Origin of the sequence: Pseudomonas sp. OG7 (assembly GCF_014192825.1) — a bacterium.
GTDB lineage: Bacteria > Pseudomonadota > Gammaproteobacteria > Pseudomonadales > Pseudomonadaceae > Aquipseudomonas > Aquipseudomonas monteilii.
The window spans coordinates 112,422-133,969 of sequence record NZ_JACHYK010000008.1 but is presented as its reverse complement, the minus strand read 5'-3'; the positions used below and the strand labels follow the sequence as shown (position 1 = coordinate 133,969).

Genomic DNA, 21,548 nt, shown 5'->3' with positions numbered 1-21,548 from the left:
CGTGCCGCCATGGCGGCTGTCGGGCAGTAATGTTAAAAGTAGTGGTTCATTGGCCGCACCGCCGGCCGATCACTATTGGACGCGCAGCACGCGCAGGAATAGACGCGTTTTGAAGAAATCCACCGCAACCCCAGCTCCCTTGCCCGTGCCCCTGTGGCGGCAGCAGCTGCATTATCGCCTCAAGGAAGGTGCGTTGATCGCTGTCGGCGCCCTGTGCCTGTACCTGTGGATGGCCCTGCTGACCTACGACACCTCGGACCCGGGCTTCAGCCACACCGCCACCGTCGACCAGGTGCAGAACGCCGCCGGGCGTGCCGGCGCCTACTTCGCCGATATCCTGTTCATGGTGCTGGGTTACTTCGCCTATATCTTCCCGCTGCTGCTGGCGGTGAAGACCTGGCAGATCTTCCGCGAACGCCACCAGCCGTGGGACTGGAGTGGCTGGCTGTTCTCCTGGCGGTTGATCGGCCTGGTGTTTCTGGTGTTGTCTGGGGCGGCGCTGGCGCATATCCACTTCCACCCGCCGGCGAGCCTGCCGTTCTCTGCAGGTGGCGCATTGGGCGAAAGCCTTGGTGACCTGGCGCGCAACCTGCTGAACGTGCAGGGCAGCACGCTGATGTTCATTGCCCTGTTCCTGTTCGGCCTGACGGTGTTCACCGACTTGTCGTGGTTCAAGGTGATGGACCTGACCGGCAAGATCACCCTCGACCTGTTCGAGCTGGTGCAGGGCGCCGCCAACCGTTGGTGGGAAGCCCGCAACGAGCGCAAACGCCTGGAGGCGCAACTGCGCGAGGATGAGCCGGTGATCAAGCCCGCGCCGATGGCTGCCGAGAAGCGTGAGCCGGCCAAGCCGGCGTTGCGTGAGCGCATTTTCAAACGTGAAGAAGCGCCGGCCCCAGTCGTTGAGCCCCGTGAGCCGACGCTTGGTCGTGAGCCTGTTGTGCCACCACGTGAGGCCGCCCGTGAGCCCGTAGTGCCCCGTGAAACCGTGGTCCCGCGCGAGCAGCACGCCGCCCCGACCATCGTGCCACCCGCCGCCGCCAAGGCCCCGGAGCCGAGCAAGCGGGTGATGAAGGAGAAGCAGGCACCGCTGTTCATCGACAGCGCGGTAGAAGGCACCTTGCCGTCGATTTCCATCCTCGACCCTGCCGAGCAGAAGAAGATCGAGTATTCGCCAGAGTCCCTGGCCGGTGTCGGCCAACTGCTGGAAATCAAACTCAAGGAATTCGGTGTAGAAGTGGCGGTGGACTCGATCCACCCCGGCCCGGTGATTACCCGTTACGAAATCCAGCCGGCCGCTGGCGTGAAGGTCAGCCGCATCGCCAACCTGGCCAAGGACCTGGCGCGCTCGCTGGCCGTGACCAGTGTGCGCGTGGTCGAGGTGATCCCCGGCAAGACCACCGTGGGTATCGAGATCCCCAACGAAAACCGGCAGATGGTGCGCTTCTCCGAGGTGCTGGCCACCCCGCAGTACGACGAGCAGAAGTCCCCGGTCACACTGGCCCTGGGCCACGACATCGGCGGCAAGCCGGTGATTACCGACCTGGCCAAGATGCCCCACCTGCTGGTGGCCGGTACTACCGGCTCCGGTAAGTCGGTGGGTGTGAACGCGATGATTCTGTCGATTCTGTTCAAGTCGAGCCCGGAAGACGCGCGGCTGATCATGATCGACCCGAAAATGCTCGAACTGTCGATCTACGAAGGCATCCCGCACCTGCTGTGCCCGGTGGTCACCGACATGAAGGACGCCGCCAACGCCCTGCGCTGGAGCGTGGCCGAGATGGAACGGCGCTACAAGCTGATGGCGGCCATGGGCGTGCGTAACCTGGCCGGCTTCAACCGCAAGATCAAGGACGCCCAGGAAGCCGGCGAAATCATCCACGACCCGCTGTACCGCCGCGAGAGCATGGACGACGAGCCGCCAGCGCTGAAAACCTTGCCGACCATCGTGGTGGTGGTGGACGAGTTCGCCGACATGATGATGATCGTCGGCAAGAAGGTCGAAGAGCTGATCGCCCGTATCGCCCAGAAGGCGCGGGCAGCCGGTATCCACCTGATTCTCGCCACCCAGCGCCCGTCGGTGGATGTCATTACCGGCCTGATCAAGGCCAACATCCCGACCCGCATGGCGTTCCAGGTGTCGAGCAAGATCGACTCACGCACCATCATCGACCAGGGTGGTGCCGAGCAGCTGTTGGGTCATGGTGACATGCTGTACATGCCACCGGGCACCAGCCTGCCAATCCGCGTCCACGGTGCGTTCGTTTCCGACGACGAAGTGCACCGTACGGTCGAGGCGTGGAAGCTGCGTGGCGCGCCGGATTACAACGACGACATCCTCAACGGTGTGGAAGAAGCCGGCAGTGGCTTCGATGGCGGCGGCGGTGGTGGTGGTGATGGTGAAGATTCGGAGAGCGACGCCCTGTATGATGAGGCCGTGCAATTCGTGCTGGAAAGCCGCCGCGCGTCCATCTCGGCAGTGCAGCGCAAGCTGAAAATCGGTTACAACCGCGCCGCCCGCATGATCGAAGCCATGGAAATGGCCGGTGTGGTCACCCCCATGAACAGCAACGGCTCGCGGGAAGTGATTGCCCCGGGCGGCCCGCGCGACTGAAGAACACCTTGCCGGGCGCCAACGGTGGCGCCCGGCCTTTTCAATGCTCAATGAGGATTCCCATGCGCGCGATTCGCATGCTGTTGGTTTCTGCCCTGACCCTGGGCTCGGTTACTGCTTATGCCGGTGAGCAAGACGTACAACGCCTGACCCAGCTGCTGGAAAAGTCGCAGACCATCGAGGCCAATTTCTCCCAGCTGACCCTCGGCGCCGATGGCACCAGCCTGCAGGAAACCTCGGGCAAGATGGCGGTCAAGCGCCCGGGCCTGTTCTACTGGCACACTGATGCGCCGCAGGAGCAGGTCGTGGTTTCGGACGGAAAGAACGTCACCCTGTGGGACCCGGATCTGGAACAGGCCACCATCAAGAAGCTCGATGTGCGACTGAACCAGACCCCTGCGCTGCTGCTGTCCGGTGATGTGTCGAAGATCAGCCAGAGTTTCGACATTGCTTCCAAGGAGCAGGGCGAGGTGATGGACTTCACCCTCAAGCCGAAGACCAAGGACACCCTGTTCGACTCGCTGCGCGTGTCGTTCCGCAAAGGCCTGATCAATGACATGCAGCTGATCGACAGTGTCGGCCAGCGCACCAACATCCTGTTCAATGGCGTCAAGGCCAACCAGGCGGTGCCGGACAGCCAGTTCAAGTTCGACATCCCCAAAGGCGCGGACGTGATCAAGGAGTAACCAGAGCCCGTCATGGACCTGTTTCGAAGCGAACCCGTCGCCCAGCCCCTGGCCGCTCGCCTGCGCCCGTCCAACCTGGACGAGTACGTGGGCCAGGAGCACCTGCTGGCGCGCGGTAAGCCGTTGCGCGAGGCGCTGGAGCAGGGTGCGCTGCACTCGATGATCTTCTGGGGGCCGCCGGGGGTGGGCAAGACCACCCTTGCGCGGCTGCTGGCGCAGTTTTGTGACGCGCATTTCGAAACCGTGTCGGCGGTACTGGCCGGGGTGAAAGAGATCCGCCAGGCCGTTGAAGTGGCCAAGCAGCAGGCCGGCCAATATGGCCGCCGCACCATCCTGTTCGTCGACGAAGTGCACCGCTTCAACAAGTCGCAGCAGGATGCCTTTTTGCCCTACGTGGAAGACGGCACGCTGCTGTTCATCGGTGCCACCACTGAAAACCCCTCCTTCGAGCTGAACAACGCGTTGCTGTCGCGGGCGCGGGTGTATGTGCTCAAAAGTCTGGACGAGGCGGCATTGCGCAAGCTGGTGAACCGTGCGCTGACCGAGGAGCGCGGGCTGGGCAAGCGCAACCTGCGGGTGGGCGACGACGCCTTCAAGATGCTGATGGCTGCCGCCGATGGCGATGGGCGGCGCATGCTCAACTTCCTTGAGAACGCCTCGGACCTGGCCGAAGACGGCAGCGAGATTGACGTCGAGATGCTGCAAAGCCTGCTCGGCGATAGCCGCCGTCGTTTCGACAAGGGGGGGGAGGCGTTCTACGACCAGATCTCCGCGCTGCACAAGTCGGTGCGCGGCTCCAACCCCGATGGCGCCCTGTACTGGTTTGCGCGCATGCTCGACGGCGGTTGCGACCCGCTGTACATCGCCCGCCGCGTGGTGCGCATGGCCAGCGAGGATATCGGTAACGCCGACCCGCGAGCCCTCAGCCTGTGCTTGGCGGCGTGGGACGTGCAGGAACGCCTGGGCAGTCCCGAAGGCGAGCTGGCCGTGGCCCAGGCCATCACCTACCTGGCCTGTGCGCCGAAGAGCAACGCGGTGTACATGGGCTTCAAGACCGCCCTGCGTGAAGCGGCCGAACATGGCTCGCTGGAGGTGCCACTGCACTTGCGCAACGCCCCGACCAAGCTGATGAAACAGCTGGGCTATGGTGACGAGTACCGCTACGCCCATGATGAACCCGACGCTTATGCCGCCGGTGAAGATTACTTCCCTGATGAACTGGAGCCGCGTCAGTACTACCAGCCAGTGCCCCGTGGCCTGGAACTGAAGATTGGCGAGAAGCTACGCCACCTGGCCGAGCTCGACCGCAACAGCCCCCGTCAACGGAGAAAACCGTGATTGCACTCATCGCTGCGGTCAGCGCGGGCGGTATCGCCGGTACCTTGTTGCGCTTCGCTACCGCCAACTGGGTAGCGGCCCACTGGCCACGGCACTTCTATGCCGGTACGCTGGCGGTCAACCTGGTTGGCTGCCTGTTGATCGGCCTGCTCTACGGCCTGTTCCTGCACAAGCCGCTGGCGCCGGTCGAGCTGCGCGCCGGCCTGATTGTCGGCTTCCTCGGCGGCCTGACAACCTTTTCCTCCTTCTCGCTCGATACCGTGCGCCTGATGGAAAGCGGGCAGGTGCCCCTTGCCTTGGGCTATACCAGTATCAGCGTGGTGGGCGGGCTGCTCGCGACCTGGGTCGGCCTGTCCCTGACCCGATTCTGAACCAACACCTACTTATAACGAGAGAACGATATGCTCGATTCCAAACTGTTACGCGGCCAACTTCAGGAAGTGGCGGATCGCCTGGCCTCCCGTGGCTTCAGCCTGGATGTCGCGCGCATCGAATCACTGGAAGAGCGCCGCAAGGCAGTGCAGACTCGCACCGAGCAGCTGCAAGCCGAGCGCAACGCCCGTTCCAAGTCCATCGGACAGGCCAAGGCCAAGGGCGAAGACATCGCGCCATTGATGGCCGACGTCGAACGCATGGCCAATGAACTGGCTGCTGGCAAGACCGAACTGGACGCCATCCAGGCCGAACTGGACGGTATCCTGCTGACCATCCCCAACCTGCCGGACGCCAGCGTACCGGTCGGTGCCAGCGAAGACGACAACGTCGAAGTGCGCCGTTGGGGCACGCCGAAGGCCTTCGACTTCGAAATCAAGGACCACGTCGCCTTGGGCGAAGTCAGCGGTGGGCTGGACTTCGAAGCCGCTGCCAAGCTGTCTGGCGCCCGTTTTGCGGTGCTGCGCGGCCCTATCGCCCGCCTGCACCGCGCCCTGGCGCAATTCATGATCAACCTGCACACCGGCGAGCACGGCTACGAGGAGCACTACACCCCGTACCTGGTGCAGGCCCCGGCCCTTCAAGGCACCGGCCAGCTACCGAAGTTCGAGGAAGACCTGTTCAAGATCACTCGCGAAGGTGAGGCGGACTTCTATCTGATCCCGACCGCCGAAGTGTCGCTGACTAACCTGGTGGCCGGTGAAATCCTCGACGCCAAGCAGCTGCCGCTGAAGCTGGTTGCCCACACCCCGTGTTTCCGCAGTGAAGCCGGTGCTTCCGGCCGTGACACCCGCGGCATGATTCGCCAGCACCAGTTCGACAAGGTCGAGATGGTGCAGGTGGTAGAGCCGGCCAAGTCGATGGAAGCCCTGGAAGGCCTGACCGCCAACGCCGAGCGCGTACTGCAGCTGCTGGAGCTGCCATACCGCGTGCTGGCCCTGTGCACCGGCGACATGGGCTTTGGCGCCGTCAAAACCTACGACCTGGAAGTGTGGGTGCCGAGCCAGGACAAGTACCGCGAAATCAGCTCGTGCTCCAACTGCGGCGACTTCCAGGCGCGCCGCATGCAGGCCCGCTGGCGCAACCCGGAAACCGGCAAGCCAGAGCTGGTGCACACCCTCAACGGCTCCGGTCTGGCGGTAGGCCGTACCCTGGTTGCCGTGTTGGAAAATTACCAGCAGGCCGATGGTTCGATCCGGGTGCCAGACGTGCTGAAACCGTACATGGGCGGCGTCGAGGTTATCCGCTAAATGGATTACCTGCCGCTGTTCCACAAGCTGCAAGGCGGCCGTGTGCTGGTCGTCGGTGGCGGTGAGATCGCTTTGCGCAAGGCGCGCTTGCTGGCGGATGCCGGTAGCGTGCTGCGCGTGGTGGCGCCGGATGTCGACGGCCAGTTGGCCGCGTTGGCCCGGGAAGGTGGCGGTGAGGTGCTGGTGCGTGGCTATCAGGCCGCCGACCTGGTCGGCTGCCGGTTGGTGATTGCGGCGACCGACGATCCTGGGCTGAACGCCCAGGTGTCGGCGGATGCGCAGGCCCTTAGCCTGCCAGTCAATGTGGTGGACGCACCGGCCCTGTGCACGGTGATCTTCCCGGCGATTGTCGACCGTTCACCCTTGGTGATTGCGGTTTCCAGTGGCGGTGACGCCCCGGTGCTGGCGCGGTTGATTCGCGCCAAGCTGGAGGCCTGGATTCCGTCGGCCTATGGTGAGCTGGCCGGGCTGGCAGCGCGTTTCCGGCACAAGGTCAAATCCTTGTACCCGGATGTCAACCAGCGCCGGGGCTTCTGGGAAACCGTGTTCCAGGGGCCGATTGCCGAGCGCCAGCTGGCTGGGCAGGGCGCTGAGGCCGAACGCCTGTTGCAGGCGATGGTCGACGGCGCGCCGGTGCAGCAGGGGGGGGAGGTGTACTTGGTAGGTGCGGGCCCGGGTGATCCGGACTTGCTTACCTTCCGTGCCTTGCGCCTGATGCAGCAGGCTGACGTGGTGCTTTACGACCGCCTGGTAGCCCCCGCGATCATCGAGATGTGCCGGCGTGATGCCGAGCGTATCTACGTGGGCAAGCGTCGCGCCGACCATGCCGTGCCGCAGGATCAGATCAACCGTCTGCTGGTCGATTTGGCTCAGCAGGGCAAGCGTGTGCTGCGGCTGAAAGGTGGCGATCCGTTCATCTTCGGCCGGGGTGGCGAAGAGATCGAAGAGCTGGCCGAGCATGGCATCCCGTTCCAGGTGGTGCCGGGCATTACCGCGGCCAGTGGCTGCTCCGCCTATGGCGGTATTCCGCTGACTCACCGCGACTACGCTCAGTCAGTGCGCTTCGTAACCGGCCACCTTAAGGATGGCACCAGCAACCTGCCGTGGAATGATCTGGTAGCGCCGGCACAGACCTTGGTGTTCTACATGGGGTTGGTGGGGTTGCCGACCATCTGTGCCGAGCTGATTCGTCATGGGCGGGCGGCCAGTACGCCGGCTGCGTTGGTTCAGCAGGGCACTACGCGTAATCAGCGGGTGTTCACCGGTACCCTGGCGGATTTGCCGGAGCTGGTGGCGCGGCATGAAGTGCATGCGCCGACCCTGGTAATTGTGGGGGAAGTGGTGCAACTGCGTGAAAAGCTGGCCTGGTTCGAAGGGGCGCAAAACAGCTGATATCGTTGGGGCTGCAAAGCAGCCCCGGCTATCTTAAGCCTGCCAAATCCCTTTACCTGCCAACCGCTCCCGATCATGTGCCAGGCTGAAGTCTTGCAACGGCCCTTTGGGCACGATCCCGGTCGGGTTGATGGTCTTGTGGCTCATGTAATAGTGCTTCTGGATATGCTCCATATCCACGGTGCCCGCTACCCCAGGCCACTGATACAGCTCGCGAAGCCAGTTCGACAGGTTGTGATAGTCGCTCAGACGGCGCAGGTTGCACTTGAAATGCCCGTGGTACACGGCATCGAAGCGCACCAGCGTGGTAAACAGGCGCACATCGGCTTCGGTCAGGTATTCACCTGCCAGGTAGCGATTGCGGCTTAGCACGTCTTCCAGATAGTCCAGCTCATTGAACACATCGTCGAACGCCGCTTCGTACGCCTCCTGCGTGGTGGCAAAGCCTGCACGGTACACGCCGTTGTTCACGGCCGGGTAGATGCGCTCGTTAAGCGCCTCGATGGTTGGGCGCAGCGGTTCGGGGTACAGGTCCAGTGTATTGCCGGTCAGCTCGTTGAACGCGCTGTTGAAGATGCGGATGATTTCCGACGATTCATTGTTGACGATGCGCTTCTCTTTCTTGTCCCACAGCACGGGTACAGTCACGCGGCCGGTGTAGTGCGGGTCATCCTGGGTGTAGCGCTGGTGCAGGTACTGTAAGGCGTCGAGGTGGTCGCCCGTGGAGCCTTGCTGCACATCGAAGGTCCAGCCGTGATCCTGCATCAGCCAACTCACTACCGACACATCGAGCAAGGGCTCCAGGCCTTTGAGGGCGCGGACAATCAGGGTGCGGTGGGCCCATGGGCAGGCCAGCGAGACGTACAGGTGGTAGCGGCCGGCCTCAGGGGCGGGCAGTTGGTTACGGCGTTGGGCGTTTTCGCGTTTGAACGTGCCGTCCTTGCCGTTTTCATACCACTGATCATGCCAGCGGCCGTCGATCAAAAGGCCCATGAGTGAGCTCCTCGGAACAAAGGTGTTTGTCGTTGGAGCCCAGTCTAGGCCAAATCGTTCGAATAAATAGCGCAAATAACCGGGGATTATGATCGGTTAAATCGATTTGTTGCGTGTCTCCCAATAGCCTTGGGCGGTTGTGAAGGCCTGCTCGCGGTCCTGCCCCAGGCCACGCAGGGCCAGGGCCATGGTGGCGATCAGGGCCTTCTCGCCATAGCTGTCTACAACTTCGCCCCGCCAGAACGCCAGCAAGTGTTCGGCTTGCAGGCTGGCCGGCTTCACATGGCGGCGTTCGCTCAGCGCTGGCCACTCTTCGTCCCACGCTTCGCCTGCCGTGGTGCCGTACAGGTGGCTGATGACATCGGGGTTTACTTCGATCTCGCCGCCATCGCCCTTGATTACCACCGCATGGTCGCCCAGCAGACGGCTAGCCTCGCGGTGCACGGCCTGGTAGCCGGGGTGGAAGATACTTTGCAGGCCACAGCGTGCGCCCAGCGGGTTAAGCACACGCGCCAGTGAGTGGATGGGTGAGCGCAGGCCGAGGGTGTTGCGCAGGTCGATCATGCGTTGCAATTGCGGCGCCCAGTCGTGCAGCGGGAAAAACGCCAGCTGATGCTGGTCGAGGGTGCTGCCGACAGCGGCCCAGTTGCGGCACAGCGGGATTTGCAGCAGGTCGAGCAGTTGCTCGGTGTACATGCGCCCGGCGGTGTGTGCGCCGCCACCGTGCATCAGGATGCGCACGCCGTTGCCGGCCAGGCATTTGGCCGCCAGCAGGTACCAGGGCAGGTGGCGCTTTTTGCCGGCGTAGGTGGGCCAGTCCAGGTCTACCGCAATGTTCGGCGCGTGCAGGTGAGCGCGTAGCGCTTCGGTGAAGCCCGCCAGCTCTTCGGCGCTTTCTTCCTTGTGGCGCAGCAGCATCAGGAAGGCACCCAGCTGGGTGTCTTCGACCTTGCCTTCCAGCAACAGGGTCATGGCCGCGCGGGCTTCTTCACGGGTCAGGCCACGCGCGCCGCGTTTGCCTTTGCCGAGAATGCGCACGAATTCGGCGAACGGGTGTTCGGCCGGGGTTACCAGGGTAAGTGGGCGAGGTTCGTTCATATGCAATTGGTCGGCTTGGGCAGGCCCGCCAGCTTGGCGGCAAGTTTGGCGGGGGTGCCGTTGAACAGGCGATTCAGGTGGGGGCTGTTGCCCTTTTCCGGGCCCAGCTTCAGGGCTGTGTACTTGATCAGCGGGCGTGTGGCTGGAGACAGCTGGTACTCCTGGTAGAACTGGCGCAGCAGTTCGAGGATTTCCCAGTGGTCAGCGGTCAACGGGATGCCCTCGCGCTCGGCCAAGGCCTCGGCGGCAGCGTGGGACCAGTCTTGCAGGTCGACCAGGAAGCCGTCCTTGTCCAGGGCGATCGCTCGATCGCCGATGATGAGGTTATTCATAGCCAGCTGTTGACCTTGTCGTAGTGCAGCGACAGTTCGACGAACCCGGCGTAGTCCACGGACTTGGCCAGGTCGTTGCCGACTGCGCGGGCCTGCACGTCTTCTTCCAGGGCGTACAGGCGCTGGGCCAGGCCGGCAGCTTGCAGCAGGTGGTGCGGCTCGCTGCCGCTGCGCAAGGCATACACCGCATCGCCGCACAGCAGCAGCGCGTCGTCGGCACCGAGCAGGCGCAGGCAGCTGGCCAGGCGCTCGTCGCCGAACGGGGAGTGGGCAATTACATGCAGGGTCGTCATCAGAGCGTTACCACCTGGTCGAAACGGGCGATCAGCGCGGTTAGCGCTGCGTCATCGAGCACTTGCACCGGCAGCTTCAGGGCGTCGGCTGCCAGGCCTCGGCGGGTGAGGCTGTGACTACAAGCGAACAACTCTTCAACGCCAAACATGGGGAGTGCTTGCAGGTTGGCGGCAAGGTTCTTCTGCTGCACGGCGGTGGGTTGCTGGTCTAGGGCGAGCTGGAAAACGCCATCGTCGAGGAACAGCATGCCCAGCGGCAAGTCGAACGCGCCGCCGGCGAGAGCGATGTCCAGCGCTTCGCGGGCGGATGGGCCGTTCCACGGTGCCTGACGGCTGATGATCAGTAGAGATTTGGCCATTTCAGTCGCCTCCGAAGCAGACAAGGCGGTCGGCAACTTGCGCGGCCTCATGCAATTGGCCAAGCCCAGACAATTCCCAGGGTTTGGGCAGGTTCACGGCCGGGCGCTGGTAGCGGTTGGCCTCGGCCTCGTCGAGCACGCCACGGCGCAGGGCGGCAGCGATACACACCACGGCGTCCAGTTGTTGAGCCTCGATGAAGGCGCGCCACTGGCCCGCCACATCCAGTTCGTCCTGGGGCGCGACCACGTTGGCCGAGGCACTGTGCACCCCGTCCTGATAGAAGAACAACCGGGCAATCTCATGCCCGCTGGCCAGTACCGCCTCGGCATAGCGCAAGGCGCGCCGCGAGGAAGGCGCATGGGCCGGAGAGAACACCGCGATAGCGAATTTCATGGGTAACTCGTGCAAAGGAATGGTGCCATGATAAAACAAAAAAGCCCGCGCCCGCTTGTGCATGGCGGGGCGGGCTTTCTGTCAGGGCTGAAAGGCTCAGGCGTGTTCCTTGCTCTCCGGCAGGAACCAGTTCAATACCAGGGCACAGATACCGCCCGTGGCTACACCCGACTCCAGCACATTGCGGATCGCCGCCGGCATATGCGCCAGGAATTCCGGCACCTGTGCCACACCCAGGCCCAAGGCCAGCGAAACCGCAATAATCAGCAGTGCGCGGCGGTCCAGCCGAGTGCTAGCCAGAATATTGATCCCCGAAGCCGCAACTGCACCGAACATCACCATGGCCGCCCCACCCAGCACCGGCTCCGGCACCGCCTGAATCACCCCGGCAACGCTCGGGAACAGGCCCAGCAGTACCAGCATCACGGCAATCCAGATACCGATATGGCGGCTGGCAATACCGGTCAGCTGAATCACGCCGTTGTTCTGCGCAAAGATCGAGCTGGGGAAGGTGTTGAACAGGCCAGCCAGCAGTGAGTTGGCCCCGTTGACCAGCACGCCGCCCTTGATCCGCTGCATCCACACCGGCCCTTCGACCGGCTGGTGCGACACCTTGCTGGTGGCGGTAACGTCACCGATGGCTTCCAGCGACGTCACCAGGTAAATCACCAGCATTGGAATGAACAGCGCCCACGAGAAGCCCAAACCAAAGTGCAGTGGCGTAGGCACCTGGAACAGCGCGGCTTCATGCATGCCAGTGAAGTCCAGGCGGCCCATGTAACCGGCCAACGCATAACCAACCGCCAAGGCGATGACGATGGCGCAGCTGCGCATCCACACCACCGGGACTCGGTTGAGGATCACGATAATCGCCAGTACCACGCCCGACAGCAGCAGGTTATCGCCATTGGCGAAGGTGCCGTTGGCCATGGCGCCAAAACCGCCACCCATGCTGATCAGGCCGACCTTGATTAGCGTCAGGCCGATCATCAACACCACGATGCCGGTCACCAACGGGGTGATAAGACGCTTTACGAAGGGCAGGATGCGCGAAACGCCCATCTCCACGAACGAGCCTGCGATCACCACGCCGAAGATAGCCGCCATCACGCCTTCTACCGGCGTGCCTTGCTTGACCATCAGCGCACCGCCAGCAATCAGCGGCCCGACGAAGTTGAAGCTGGTGCCCTGAACAATCAGCAGCCCGGCGCCGAACGGCCCGAAGCGCTTGCACTGGACGAAGGTGGCAATCCCCGAGATCACCAGCGACATGGAAACGATCAGGTTGGTATCACGCGCCGAAACACCCAGCGCCTGGCAGATCAGCAGGCCAGGGGTCACGATCGGCACGATGATCGCCAGCAGGTGCTGCAGGGCCGCCAGCAGGCCGATCACCAGCCGTGGCTTGTCTTCTAGGCCAAGCACCAGTTCGTTGGCAGGCGCCGCCGCGCCTGGGCTGTGTTCGTGTGAGCTCATTGCTGGAAGCTGCCCCGGAAGAAAAAAGGAGCGCATTCTACGGGGTGATGGCGGATTGCGGTAGAGAAAAGCACGATGGCGGCATGATCGGCGACCATACGTCTAATTATCTGACTTTTTGGTCAGTTATTGGTTGTGCTTTCCGGGGCTTGGTAGCGCCCACAAAAAAGCCCGCCGAAGCGGGCTTTCTCGCACATTCATCAATCAGTCATCACGGCCCATGATGCCGAACAGCTGCAGCAGGCTGACAAACAGGTTGTAGATCGACACATACAGGCTGATGGTCGCCATGATGTAGTTACGCTCGCCACCATGAATGATCGCGCTGGTCTGGAACAGGATGCACACCGACGAGAACAGCACGAAGCCAGCGCTGATCGCCAGTTGCAGGCCGCTGATCTGGAAGAAGAAGCTGGCCACGACAGCACCCAGCAGAACGAAGAAGCCAGCAGTGATGAAGCCACTGAGGAAGCTCATGTCCTTGCGGGTGATCAGCACATAGGCCGACAGACCACCAAACACCAGCGCAGTCATGGCAAACGCGGAGCTGACCACTTCAGCACCACCGGCCATGCCCAGGTAGCGGTTGAGGATCGGGCCGAGGATGAAGCCCATGAAGCCGGTGAGGGCAAAGGTAGACACCAGGCCCCAGGCCGAATCACGCAGTTTGTTGGTGAGGAAGAACAGCCCGTAGAAGCCGATCAGCACCACGAACACGTTCGGGTAGCCGACGCGCATCTGCTGGGCGACGAAGGCCATGACACCGCTGAAGGCGAGGGTAAGTGCCAGCAGGCTGTACGTGTTGCGCAGGACCTTGCTGATCTCCTGCTGCTCGACCTGCTGGCCGTGGTGTACGGCGTAATCCTGTTCGCGCATGGCGACACTCCTTGGTAAAACCTGTGGTTTCGAACGTTCAGATGCTAGGAGTCTATCAGAGCTCCCGCAACCCGCGACACAGAGAGTTTGACAGCGTGTTTCATTACGGTATTATGGCGGCCGCAAAACGAGCTGGAAGCGTGGCCGAGTGGTTTAAGGCAACGGTCTTGAAAACCGTCGATGGGCAACTATCCTAGAGTTCGAATCTCTACGCTTCCGCCATATTCAAAGCCCTGATTATTCAGGGCTTTTTGCGTTTTTAGGGCCTGTAAAAAGGGCCTATGGAACAGGTCAATTCAAAGGAGTGAGTGGATGTACGTCGTGTCTTTTACCCGTTTGGTTGCAGCCCTTGGCATGATGATGAGCCTGGGGGCAGTTGCAGAAGACAGGGTGCCCGAGCCCAACAAAGCCAATTGCTCGGGTGAAACCTATGAGCAGATCCTGGCCAGCCTTTCCAAGGAATGGGACCGCAATGAGTTCATCGCGAACTGCAAGAGCTTCCATGCAGCCAGAAAGATGACCGAATGGAAGTTCGAAAAAAGTCCGCCTGACGACTTTTAAGTCGAGAGAAGCCCTGAGTTCATCAGGGTTTTCGCGTTATGGCTTGCGCAAAATCACATCAATTCGATGCCAGTTGACCGTTCCGGAATCGATGACCATGACTGGTTCGGTACCTTTCCATCCGTGTATGGCGCAAACCGTAATGCCAGAGGGTAGTAAGTTGACGGGGCCCGATTGGTGGCTTGATTGTTTCCACGGGTTACCGGCCTGGTTACGAAAACCTCACCAGTGCTGGTACAGTCTCTGTGTAGGCTGTGCCTCCTCACAAATCCTGTCATTCGCACTCGGAAGCCGCTGTTCCTGAATCGTCTGGAGCATGGGTGGAATTACAAGGGCCATGTCATGCTGACCATCTCCAACAACGTGCATCTGCCGGATGCCGAAATCGAGCTGACCTACATCCGTGCGCAAGGCGCGGGTGGGCAGAATGTCAACAAGGTGTCCAGCGCCGTGCACCTGCGCTTCGACATCCCGGCCTCATCGTTGCCCGAGTTTTACAAAGAGCGGCTGCTGGCGCTGCGTGACAGTCGCATCACCGGTGACGGCGTGTTGATCATCAAGGCCCAGCAATACCGCACGCAGGAGCAGAACCGTGCTGACGCATTGGCGCGTCTTGCCGAGTTGGTCATCGCTGCCGGCAAGACCGAGAAGAAACGCCGCCCCACCAAGCCGACTCTCGGCTCGAAGACCCGCCGCCTTGAAGGCAAAGCCAGGCGGAGCACCGTCAAGGCGGGGCGGGGCAAGGTGGAGTTTTAGTGCGGGTGGTGGAACGTTGCTGGCAAGTGTCGGTATCGCCTGAGTGAACAATGACAGTGGCTGTTGGTTGGGGCCATGGGGCTGCTAGGCAGCCCATCGCAGGCAAGCCACCGAGATTGCGTCTTGCCAGAAGGTTTCGCCGATCACTTGATCAGCGGCACACCACTCAACGTCTGCAACTCGTCAAAGTCGATATCCGCACAGATCTCGACCACTTTCAGCCCTTCTGGCGTCACTTCCAGCACAGCCAAATCGGTGTAGATGCGGCTCACGCAACCAATACCCGTCAGCGGATAAGTGCACTCAGGTACCAGCTTGCTTTCGCCGCTCTTGGTCAGGTGGTCCATCATCACGAATACCTGGCGGGCGCCGGTGGCCAGGTCCATTGCGCCGCCTACGGCCGGGATCGAACCTTCGGCACCGGTGTGCCAGTTGGCCAGGTCGCCCTTCACCGACACCTGGAAGGCGCCCAGTACGGCGATGTCCAGGTGGCCGCCGCGCATCATCGAGAACGAGTCGGCATGGTGGAAGAAGGCACCGCCAGTCAGCAGGGTCACGTGCTGCTTGCCGGCGTTGATCAGGTCATCGTCTTCCTCGCCCGGCGCCGGGCTTGGGCCCATGCCCAGCAGGCCGTTTTCACTGTGCAGGAACACTTCCTTGTCGCCCAGGTAGTTGGCCACCAGGGTGGGTGCGCCAATGCCCAGGTTGACGTAGGCACCTTCCTGAATGTCTGCGGCCACGCGTTGGGCCATCTCGGTGCGGGAGAGCTTTTTGGTGATGGTCATGGCAGGCCTCAGACAGCGTTGGCGATCGAAGAAGCGGCAGCACCGGTAACGGCGACCACGCGCTGGACGAAGATACCCGGAGTGACGATGTGTTCCGGGTCCAGTTCACCGAGTTCGACAACCTGGTCGACCTGGGCGATGGCGGTCTTGGCGGCCATGGCCATGATCGGGCCGAAGTTGCGGGCGGCCTTGCGGTAGGTCAGGTTGCCCCAGCGGTCGCCCTTGTGCGCCTTGATCAGCGCGAAGTCGGCGTGCAGCGGCATTTCCAGCACGTACATGCGGCCGTCGATTTCACGGGTTTCCTTGCCTTCGGCCAGCAGGGTGCCGTAGCCGGTCGGCGAGAAGAACGCACCGATGCCCGAACCCGCTGCGCGGATGCGCTCGGCCAGGTTGCCTTGCGGCACCACTTCCAGCTCGATCTTGCCGGCGCGGTACAGTTCGTCGAACACGTAGGAGTCGGACTGGCGCGGGAACGAGCAGACCACCTTGCGCACGCTGCCCGCCATGAGCAGGGCGGCCAGGCCGATCTCGCCGTTACCGGCGTTGTTGCTGATGATGGTCAGGTCGCGGGCACCGGTGGCGATCAGGCCGTCGATCAGCTCGGACGGCATGCCCGCCGTGCCAAAGCCACCGACCATGATGGTCGAACCGTCGGTAATCCCTTCCACCGCGCTGGCGATGGACTCGTACGTTTTATTGATCAAGGCGAGCTCCTGGTTGTTCCTGGAGTTGTGGTTGTCGGGCTGGCCGGAGCGCATGACGCGATGGGGCCTGTCAGCGCTTGAAATGACTTGCTGACTTTCGCTATAGCGTGCCGCAAGATAGGGCAACAGTAGAGGGGGTTTGGCTGAATTTGTGCGATTATCGAACTGTTGTGCGATGTGCGAGCAGTTTCGGAAACTATTTGCCCCACTAAAATTGAACGTGTTATCCCTTTGTTGTTGCCCCTCGCTGGTGCGCTCTGCGCTTCTCTGCCACGGTTCTGCACTGATCAAGTGCAAACAGCTCGCGAAATCATCGAATAATCACCCCAGCCGCGTTGGCGTGCGACTTGCTATCAAATTGCCATTCGATGTCGCGTATGGTGAAGATAATGTCGCTTTCCAGTGGTTCGATGCAGTTGTCGTCGCGTGAGAAGGGCTGGCTGCCGTGGTTTGGTAAAACCGGCAAATTCAGCATGGGGTGGGCCTGCCGCCTTAACCGGGCCAGTTACCCGCAGCTCGAGCAAACCTTCGAAGCCATCGCCCACACCCGTGTGCAGTTGCTGCATGAGTGGGCGTGCGAGCAGTGGGAGCATCTGGCCGAGCTGGCCGATCAACTGGCGCCCGGGCTCGCTCAAGTCGATAGCGCGATGTTGCGCAGCACGCTGGCCCAGGCCGAGGACTTTTCCGAACTGTTTGTCGTCGATGCCCACGGCACTGTCATCGCTTCGACCTGGCCCCAGCGTGGCACGCCGCGTATCGAGCATATGTCAGCCCTGGCACAAGGGCTGAAAGCCCCCTTCCTGCACGGGCCCTACAGCGACCCACTGACCTTGCAGATCGGCCCGTCATCCTCGCGCTTTCACGACGAAGTCACGCTGATGTTCTACCAGCCCCTCAGGTACGCGGGCAAAATGCTCGGTTGCCTGTGCGGCCGGGTGCCCAACGACGTGCTGGGCGATCTGATCCAGCGCGAGGCCGGGCATATTTACCCCGAGTCGGGTGACAACTACCTGTTCATGGCGCAATCGCGCTTCGACCTTTCCATTCAGCCTGGCACCGCGCTGTCCCGCTCGCGGTTCGAAGACGCCACCTTCACCCATGGCGAAAACCTCAAAAGCGGCGTGCGCACGCCCTGGACCACGGTGCAGGTGCAGCGCCATACCGAACTGGAACTGCGCTTCACCGACCCCTCCACGCGGGAACTGCACCCTGGCGTAAGGGAGACGATAAGGCGTGGTGAAAACCTGTTCGTGACCTACCCCGGTTATTCGGATTATCGCCACGTGCCGGTGGTGGGCAAGGGCGTAACGTTCCAGTTGCCGGGCTCACCCGACCGCTGGGGCATGATGTGCGAGGCAGACCTGGAGGAGGTCTACCGCAGGCGCTCGCTGAGCTACGGTTTGATGAAGCCCTATGTGGCGATCATGGCGGGCCTGTTCGGCTGCAACTACCTGGTGCAGCACTGTGCAGGCCTGCCGCAAGGGCTGAACGACGCGATCGAGGCCGCGAGCATGCTCGGCGCCACGTTGCTGTTCGGTGTGCTCGGGCCCAAGCGCCTGGCGGCCAGGCTGAATGGCATGAGCGGCGTGCTGCGCACCATCGCCGAGGGAGAAGGCAACCTGCGCCAGCGCCTGGACACCAGCACCTTGGCCAACGACGAAAGCGGCGACATGGCGCGCTGGATCAACAGCTTCATCGACCGCCTGGACGCGGTGGTGGGGCAGGTGGTCAAGGCCAGCCGTACCGTCGGCAGCACCAACCAGATGATGCTCGGGCGCAGCCAGGAAGCCAGCGTGAGCTCCGCCGATGTGGCCGACGCCGTGCACCAGATGATGATCATCATGGAAGAGCAGCTTGGCGAGTTGCAGCAGGCTTCGGTCAGTGCCGAGCAGATGAAGCAGGCCATGGACGAAGTGGTCAGCCGCGCGCGCGAGCAGTACCTGGCGGTGCAGGCGGGCACGCAGTCGATCCGCGATGTGGTGGCGCGCTCGTCGTCCAGTGTGCAGCGGCTCGACAGCCGCATGGTCGAGATCGACAACATTACCGGGTTGATCAGCGAAATCACCAACCAGACCAACCTGCTGGCGCTCAATGCCGCCATCGAGGCGGCGCGCGCCGGGGAGCATGGCCGTGGCTTTGCAGTGGTGGCCGACGAAGTGCGTAGCCTGGCCGCGCGTACCTCGCGTGCCGCCGACGATATTCGCCATATGGTCGAAAGCCTGCAGGGCGAAACCCGTCAGGCCGTAAGCTTCATGGAGCAGGGCGTGCAGGACGTCGACAACAGTCTGCGCCTCGCCGAGGACGCCTCTTCGGAAAATGTGCAACTGCACCAGGCGGTGGAGGGCATGTTCGCCATCATCCAGCAGCTCAACCGGCGCAGTGTGGAATACGGCAAGACCATCGACCAGGTCAACCAGTCCTCCAGCGAGATGCGCCAGACAGCAGTGGTGCTGCAGAGCAGTGCGCAGAAGGTGAAAGTGGATGCCGGCAAGTTGCAGAAGCTGGTGGGGCAGTTCGAAGTCAGCGATGATGGCGCACGGGGCGCTGTCCCGATCTCTGCTTAGTACACCTGGAAGACTACATGAACAAACTGATCCTCCCTGTCGCCATCTTCGTAAGCGTAATTGCCGCTGGGAAGGCATCCGAGCACTTCGGCCTGGAAGGGGGCTGGAAAATAGGCGTGTTGTGTCTGGTGGCAGGTGCTGTTCAAATCGTGGTGACGCGTTTTCAACGCGCACCCCGCAAAAACGCTCAATCGTAAGCCCTGGACATCACTCGTGCGCACGCACAAAGCGCACCTCGCATCAGGGCAATGCCTAATGCACGCCTGCTTCAGGCATCATGCAGCAAGCCCCATTCCAAAAGCTGAACCCGCCAAATGTCAGAATCCACCAACCCCAATCGCGCCATCTACGACCTGGACATGCTCCGCACCGTGGTCATGGTGGCCGACTGCGGCAGTTTCACCACCGCCGCAGCCCGCCTGCATTCCACCCAGTCCACGGTCAGCCAGAAGGTGCGCCGGCTGGAGGAACTGGTCGGCCAGCAACTGCTAGACCGCAGCAACCGCGAAGTGCACCCGACCGACGCCGGTGAAACCCTGCTGCGTTACGCACGGCATTTGCTGGCGGTGAGTAATCAGCTCACCGAGGCCATGTCGGGCGGAGTGACGGTGACCGTGCGGATCGGCCTGCCGGACGATTTTGTCGCGGGCAAGACGATGCAGGCGCTGGCAGCATTCAACCGGCGCAACCCGACGGTGAAGCTGGAGATTACCGGTGGGTTGAGCCGCGATTTGATGAGCACCTACGACCGTGGCGAGCTGGACCTGGTGTTGATCAAGCAGCGGCGCCACAGCCGCGAGGCGAATGCCTGCCAGCCGGAGCGCATCGAGTGGATCGACAGCGCGCAGTACCCGTGTTTTGCCCAGGACCCGATTCCGCTGGTGACCTTTCCGCCACGCGGGTTGTACCGGGATGACATGATCAGTGCGGTCGAGGCCATGGGGCGCAGTTGGCGCATTGCATTCACCAGTTCGAGCCTGGCAGGGATTCAGGAGGCGGTGGCCAATGGGCTGGGGGTGAGCCTGTTGCCATCGCGGGTGGTGACGGCGGGGCATCGGGTGCTGGGGGTGGAAGAAGGGTTCAAGCCGATCAAAGTGTTTGAGGCGGCGATTTTTCATCGGCCTACGGCGGATCCGATGGTTATGGCGTTGGCCGAAATTCTGATAGGTATTTTGCGGGCAGAAGCAGAGGAAATCTTGGTCTAGTGGCTGTCAGTCAGGGCCATGGGGCTGCATGGCAGCCCCAGGATTTTTGCCTGTCAGTGGCGGCGCAGTTCGGCAGCAAACTGCGCAGCCTCCAACTGCAACTGCGCAGGCCCGCCCCAGAACGCCCCGTGGCGCACGATCACCCGCTCATGAATGGCAGCCGCCACCGCCGCAGCGGCATTCGGTGCCTTGAACAGGATGAAGCTGGCTTCATTGCCCACCTTCAAGCCGTAGTCCTGTTTACCCATCACGCCGGCACCCGCCTCGGTCGCCATGTGCAACGCTACCCGCAGTTCCTCGTCGGTGTTGAAGCCTGAGCGGTAGCTGACCAGCATGGCCCGTTGCAGCATGTCGCCGTTGCCGTAGGGCCACCAGGCATCCTGGATGTTGTCGTTGCCGGTAAACACCCGCACGCCGCCGTTACGCAGGCGCAGGACGGGGGGGAAAGCATGCTCGCCGGGGGCGTTGGTCATGATGGAAATGCCGGCGCCAGCCAGCACTTCGGCGGTGCGGTCGACCACGGCATCGGATACGTCGCCCAGCCCATAGGCGTGGCTGACCGCCACCAGGCCTTGCATGCCCAGTGCCTGGGTGCGGGCAGCGATGCGTTCGAGTTGGGCGATACAGATATCGCCAGGCTCATGCAGGTGGATGTCGACCTTCACCCCATGTCGGTCGGCGATGCCGAACACGATGTCGAGCTGGCCATCGGCATCGCCATCAAGGGTGGTCGGGTCGATGCCGCCGACCACCTGCACGCCTTCGCGGATGGCCGCTTCCATCACTTCAGCAGTGCCGGGGCAGGTCACCACGCCGGCCTGGGGGAAGGCCACCAGTTGGATGTCGATCAGGTCTTTCCACATGTCCCGGGCTTCGAGCATGGCATGCAGGTTGGTAAGGCCGGTGGTGGCGTCCACGTCCACATGGCAACGCATGGCCAGGGTGCCAAACGAGGCTGCCTGGCGCATCAGCGCATCGGCGCGCTCGACGATGGGCGGGGCGCTGGCCAGTTCGCGTTTTTCCACGGCCAGGCGTTCGCGCAGGCTGGCCACGGGTTGGTGCGGGTGCCAGCGGTCACCGACGAAGCTTTTATCCAGGTGGATGTGGCCATCGACAAAGCCCGGCAGCGCCAGCAGGCCTTCGAGGTCGATGGTTTCGCGGGCGGGCGTGCTGGCGCGTTGCGGGCCGATGTGGCTGATGCGGCCATTGCTTACGGCAATGTTCAGAGGCAGGCCATCGGCGTCGATGGCGTTGATGAACTCACGGTCGTTCATGGTTGGGCCTTTTTTACTAACGGCTTGGGTGACGTACCACGGTAGGGCGGATGCGGGCATGTCTCCAATTAATTATCAGGATCGACAGCAGTGCGTTTCTGGATACAGGCAGTGGAGGTTGGCCTGCATTAAAAAGCCCACTGAAGTGGATTCCGATAATTAACTT

22 protein-coding genes and 1 tRNA gene are annotated in these 21,548 nt (G+C 62.3%); 12 read left to right on the top strand and 11 right to left on the bottom strand.

The annotated features are described in order from the left end of the window. Positions 1 to 49: 49 nt before the first annotated feature. From FHW75_RS20160 to cysG, 6 genes are all read left to right on the top strand, one after another. Entirely contained in the window at positions 50 to 2,614 is a 2,565-nt protein-coding gene (locus FHW75_RS20160) for a DNA translocase FtsK (RefSeq protein WP_371059034.1), read from the top strand. 62 nt (positions 2,615 to 2,676) lie between these two features. Continuing rightward, on the top strand, positions 2,677 to 3,300 hold the full coding sequence (gene lolA, locus FHW75_RS20155) for an outer membrane lipoprotein chaperone LolA (RefSeq protein ID WP_019096729.1): 624 nt from the start codon (positions 2,677 to 2,679) through the stop codon (positions 3,298 to 3,300). Between the two features lie 12 nt (positions 3,301 to 3,312). Further along, on the top strand, positions 3,313 to 4,638 hold the full coding sequence (locus FHW75_RS20150; RefSeq protein ID WP_025753662.1) for a replication-associated recombination protein A: 1,326 nt from the start codon (positions 3,313 to 3,315) through the stop codon (positions 4,636 to 4,638). Beyond that, complete coding sequence (crcB, locus tag FHW75_RS20145) at positions 4,635 to 5,009, top strand: fluoride efflux transporter CrcB (RefSeq protein WP_019096731.1); 375 nt, start codon at positions 4,635 to 4,637, stop codon at positions 5,007 to 5,009. The genes FHW75_RS20150 and crcB overlap by 4 nt, the downstream gene beginning before the upstream one ends. 30 nt (positions 5,010 to 5,039) lie before the next feature. After that, on the top strand, positions 5,040 to 6,320 hold the full coding sequence (gene serS, locus FHW75_RS20140) for a serine--tRNA ligase (protein ID WP_060497748.1): 1,281 nt from the start codon (positions 5,040 to 5,042) through the stop codon (positions 6,318 to 6,320). Continuing rightward, complete coding sequence (gene cysG, locus FHW75_RS20135; protein WP_016711492.1) at positions 6,321 to 7,712, top strand: siroheme synthase CysG; 1,392 nt, start codon at positions 6,321 to 6,323, stop codon at positions 7,710 to 7,712. It abuts the gene before it with no gap. Positions 7,713 to 7,745: 33 nt separating this feature from the next. Here cysG and FHW75_RS20130 read toward each other — a convergent pair whose 3' ends face one another. The 8 genes from FHW75_RS20130 to FHW75_RS20095 form a co-directional block, all read right to left on the bottom strand. Further along, positions 7,746 to 8,705, bottom strand: a complete 960-nt coding sequence (locus FHW75_RS20130) for a glutathione S-transferase family protein (RefSeq protein ID WP_027615035.1) — start codon at positions 8,703 to 8,705, stop codon at positions 7,746 to 7,748. Positions 8,706 to 8,801: 96 nt separating this feature from the next. Next, on the bottom strand, positions 8,802 to 9,803 hold the full coding sequence (locus FHW75_RS20125) for a glycosyl transferase family protein (protein WP_027615034.1): 1,002 nt from the start codon (positions 9,801 to 9,803) through the stop codon (positions 8,802 to 8,804). Continuing rightward, positions 9,800 to 10,135 (bottom strand): TusE/DsrC/DsvC family sulfur relay protein, encoded by a 336-nt coding sequence (locus FHW75_RS20120; RefSeq protein ID WP_025753665.1) that lies wholly within the window; start codon positions 10,133 to 10,135, stop codon positions 9,800 to 9,802. The genes FHW75_RS20125 and FHW75_RS20120 overlap by 4 nt, the downstream gene beginning before the upstream one ends. Beyond that, positions 10,132 to 10,428: a sulfurtransferase complex subunit TusB gene (tusB, locus tag FHW75_RS20115; protein WP_019096733.1), complete on the bottom strand. Its 297-nt coding sequence runs from the start codon at positions 10,426 to 10,428 to the stop codon at positions 10,132 to 10,134. Before tusB ends, FHW75_RS20120 begins: the two co-directional genes overlap by 4 nt. After that, positions 10,428 to 10,787, bottom strand: coding sequence for a sulfurtransferase complex subunit TusC (gene tusC / locus FHW75_RS20110; protein WP_027608790.1), 360 nt, complete (start codon positions 10,785 to 10,787; stop codon positions 10,428 to 10,430). The genes tusB and tusC overlap by 1 nt, the downstream gene beginning before the upstream one ends. 1 nt (position 10,788) lies before the next feature. Beyond that, positions 10,789 to 11,181, bottom strand: coding sequence for a sulfurtransferase complex subunit TusD (gene tusD / locus FHW75_RS20105; RefSeq protein ID WP_019096735.1), 393 nt, complete (start codon positions 11,179 to 11,181; stop codon positions 10,789 to 10,791). A gap of 96 nt (positions 11,182 to 11,277) precedes the next feature. Next, positions 11,278 to 12,657 carry a nucleobase:cation symporter-2 family protein gene (locus FHW75_RS20100; RefSeq protein ID WP_019096736.1) on the bottom strand — a complete coding sequence of 460 codons (1,380 nt, stop codon included), beginning with the start codon at positions 12,655 to 12,657 and terminating at the stop codon, positions 11,278 to 11,280. A gap of 204 nt (positions 12,658 to 12,861) precedes the next feature. Further along, positions 12,862 to 13,533, bottom strand: coding sequence for a Bax inhibitor-1/YccA family protein (locus tag FHW75_RS20095; protein WP_003251184.1), 672 nt, complete (start codon positions 13,531 to 13,533; stop codon positions 12,862 to 12,864). 134 nt (positions 13,534 to 13,667) lie between these two features. Here FHW75_RS20095 and FHW75_RS20090 point away from each other — a divergent pair. From FHW75_RS20090 to arfB, 3 genes are all read left to right on the top strand, one after another. Next, a tRNA-Ser gene (locus FHW75_RS20090) sits at positions 13,668 to 13,755 on the top strand. 90 nt (positions 13,756 to 13,845) lie between these two features. Continuing rightward, on the top strand, positions 13,846 to 14,094 hold the full coding sequence (trbK, locus tag FHW75_RS20085) for an entry exclusion lipoprotein TrbK (RefSeq protein ID WP_019096737.1): 249 nt from the start codon (positions 13,846 to 13,848) through the stop codon (positions 14,092 to 14,094). A 342-nt stretch (positions 14,095 to 14,436) separates the two neighbouring features. Next, positions 14,437 to 14,850 (top strand): alternative ribosome rescue aminoacyl-tRNA hydrolase ArfB, encoded by a 414-nt coding sequence (arfB, locus tag FHW75_RS20080; RefSeq protein WP_016711483.1) that lies wholly within the window; start codon positions 14,437 to 14,439, stop codon positions 14,848 to 14,850. A gap of 143 nt (positions 14,851 to 14,993) precedes the next feature. Here the strand turns inward: arfB and FHW75_RS20075 are convergent, their stop codons facing one another. Next, positions 14,994 to 15,635: a 3-oxoacid CoA-transferase subunit B gene (locus FHW75_RS20075; RefSeq protein ID WP_019096739.1), complete on the bottom strand. Its 642-nt coding sequence runs from the start codon at positions 15,633 to 15,635 to the stop codon at positions 14,994 to 14,996. Positions 15,636 to 15,643: 8 nt separating this feature from the next. Then, positions 15,644 to 16,339: a 3-oxoacid CoA-transferase subunit A gene (locus FHW75_RS20070; RefSeq protein ID WP_025753670.1), complete on the bottom strand. Its 696-nt coding sequence runs from the start codon at positions 16,337 to 16,339 to the stop codon at positions 15,644 to 15,646. A gap of 368 nt (positions 16,340 to 16,707) precedes the next feature. Between FHW75_RS20070 and FHW75_RS20065 the strand changes: the two genes are divergently transcribed. From FHW75_RS20065 to FHW75_RS20055, 3 genes are all read left to right on the top strand, one after another. Further along, a complete protein-coding gene (locus FHW75_RS20065; protein ID WP_409347971.1) occupies positions 16,708 to 18,903 on the top strand; it encodes a methyl-accepting chemotaxis protein in 2,196 nt (731 codons plus the stop codon). A gap of 17 nt (positions 18,904 to 18,920) precedes the next feature. Continuing rightward, positions 18,921 to 19,100, top strand: coding sequence for a hypothetical protein (locus tag FHW75_RS20060; RefSeq protein WP_016711479.1), 180 nt, complete (start codon positions 18,921 to 18,923; stop codon positions 19,098 to 19,100). Between the two features lie 117 nt (positions 19,101 to 19,217). Next, on the top strand, positions 19,218 to 20,108 hold the full coding sequence (locus FHW75_RS20055; RefSeq protein ID WP_025753674.1) for a LysR substrate-binding domain-containing protein: 891 nt from the start codon (positions 19,218 to 19,220) through the stop codon (positions 20,106 to 20,108). 53 nt (positions 20,109 to 20,161) lie between these two features. Here the strand turns inward: FHW75_RS20055 and FHW75_RS20050 are convergent, their stop codons facing one another. Then, positions 20,162 to 21,382, bottom strand: a complete 1,221-nt coding sequence (locus FHW75_RS20050) for an amidohydrolase family protein (RefSeq protein ID WP_019096742.1) — start codon at positions 21,380 to 21,382, stop codon at positions 20,162 to 20,164. Between the last annotated feature and the right edge of the window lie 166 nt (positions 21,383 to 21,548).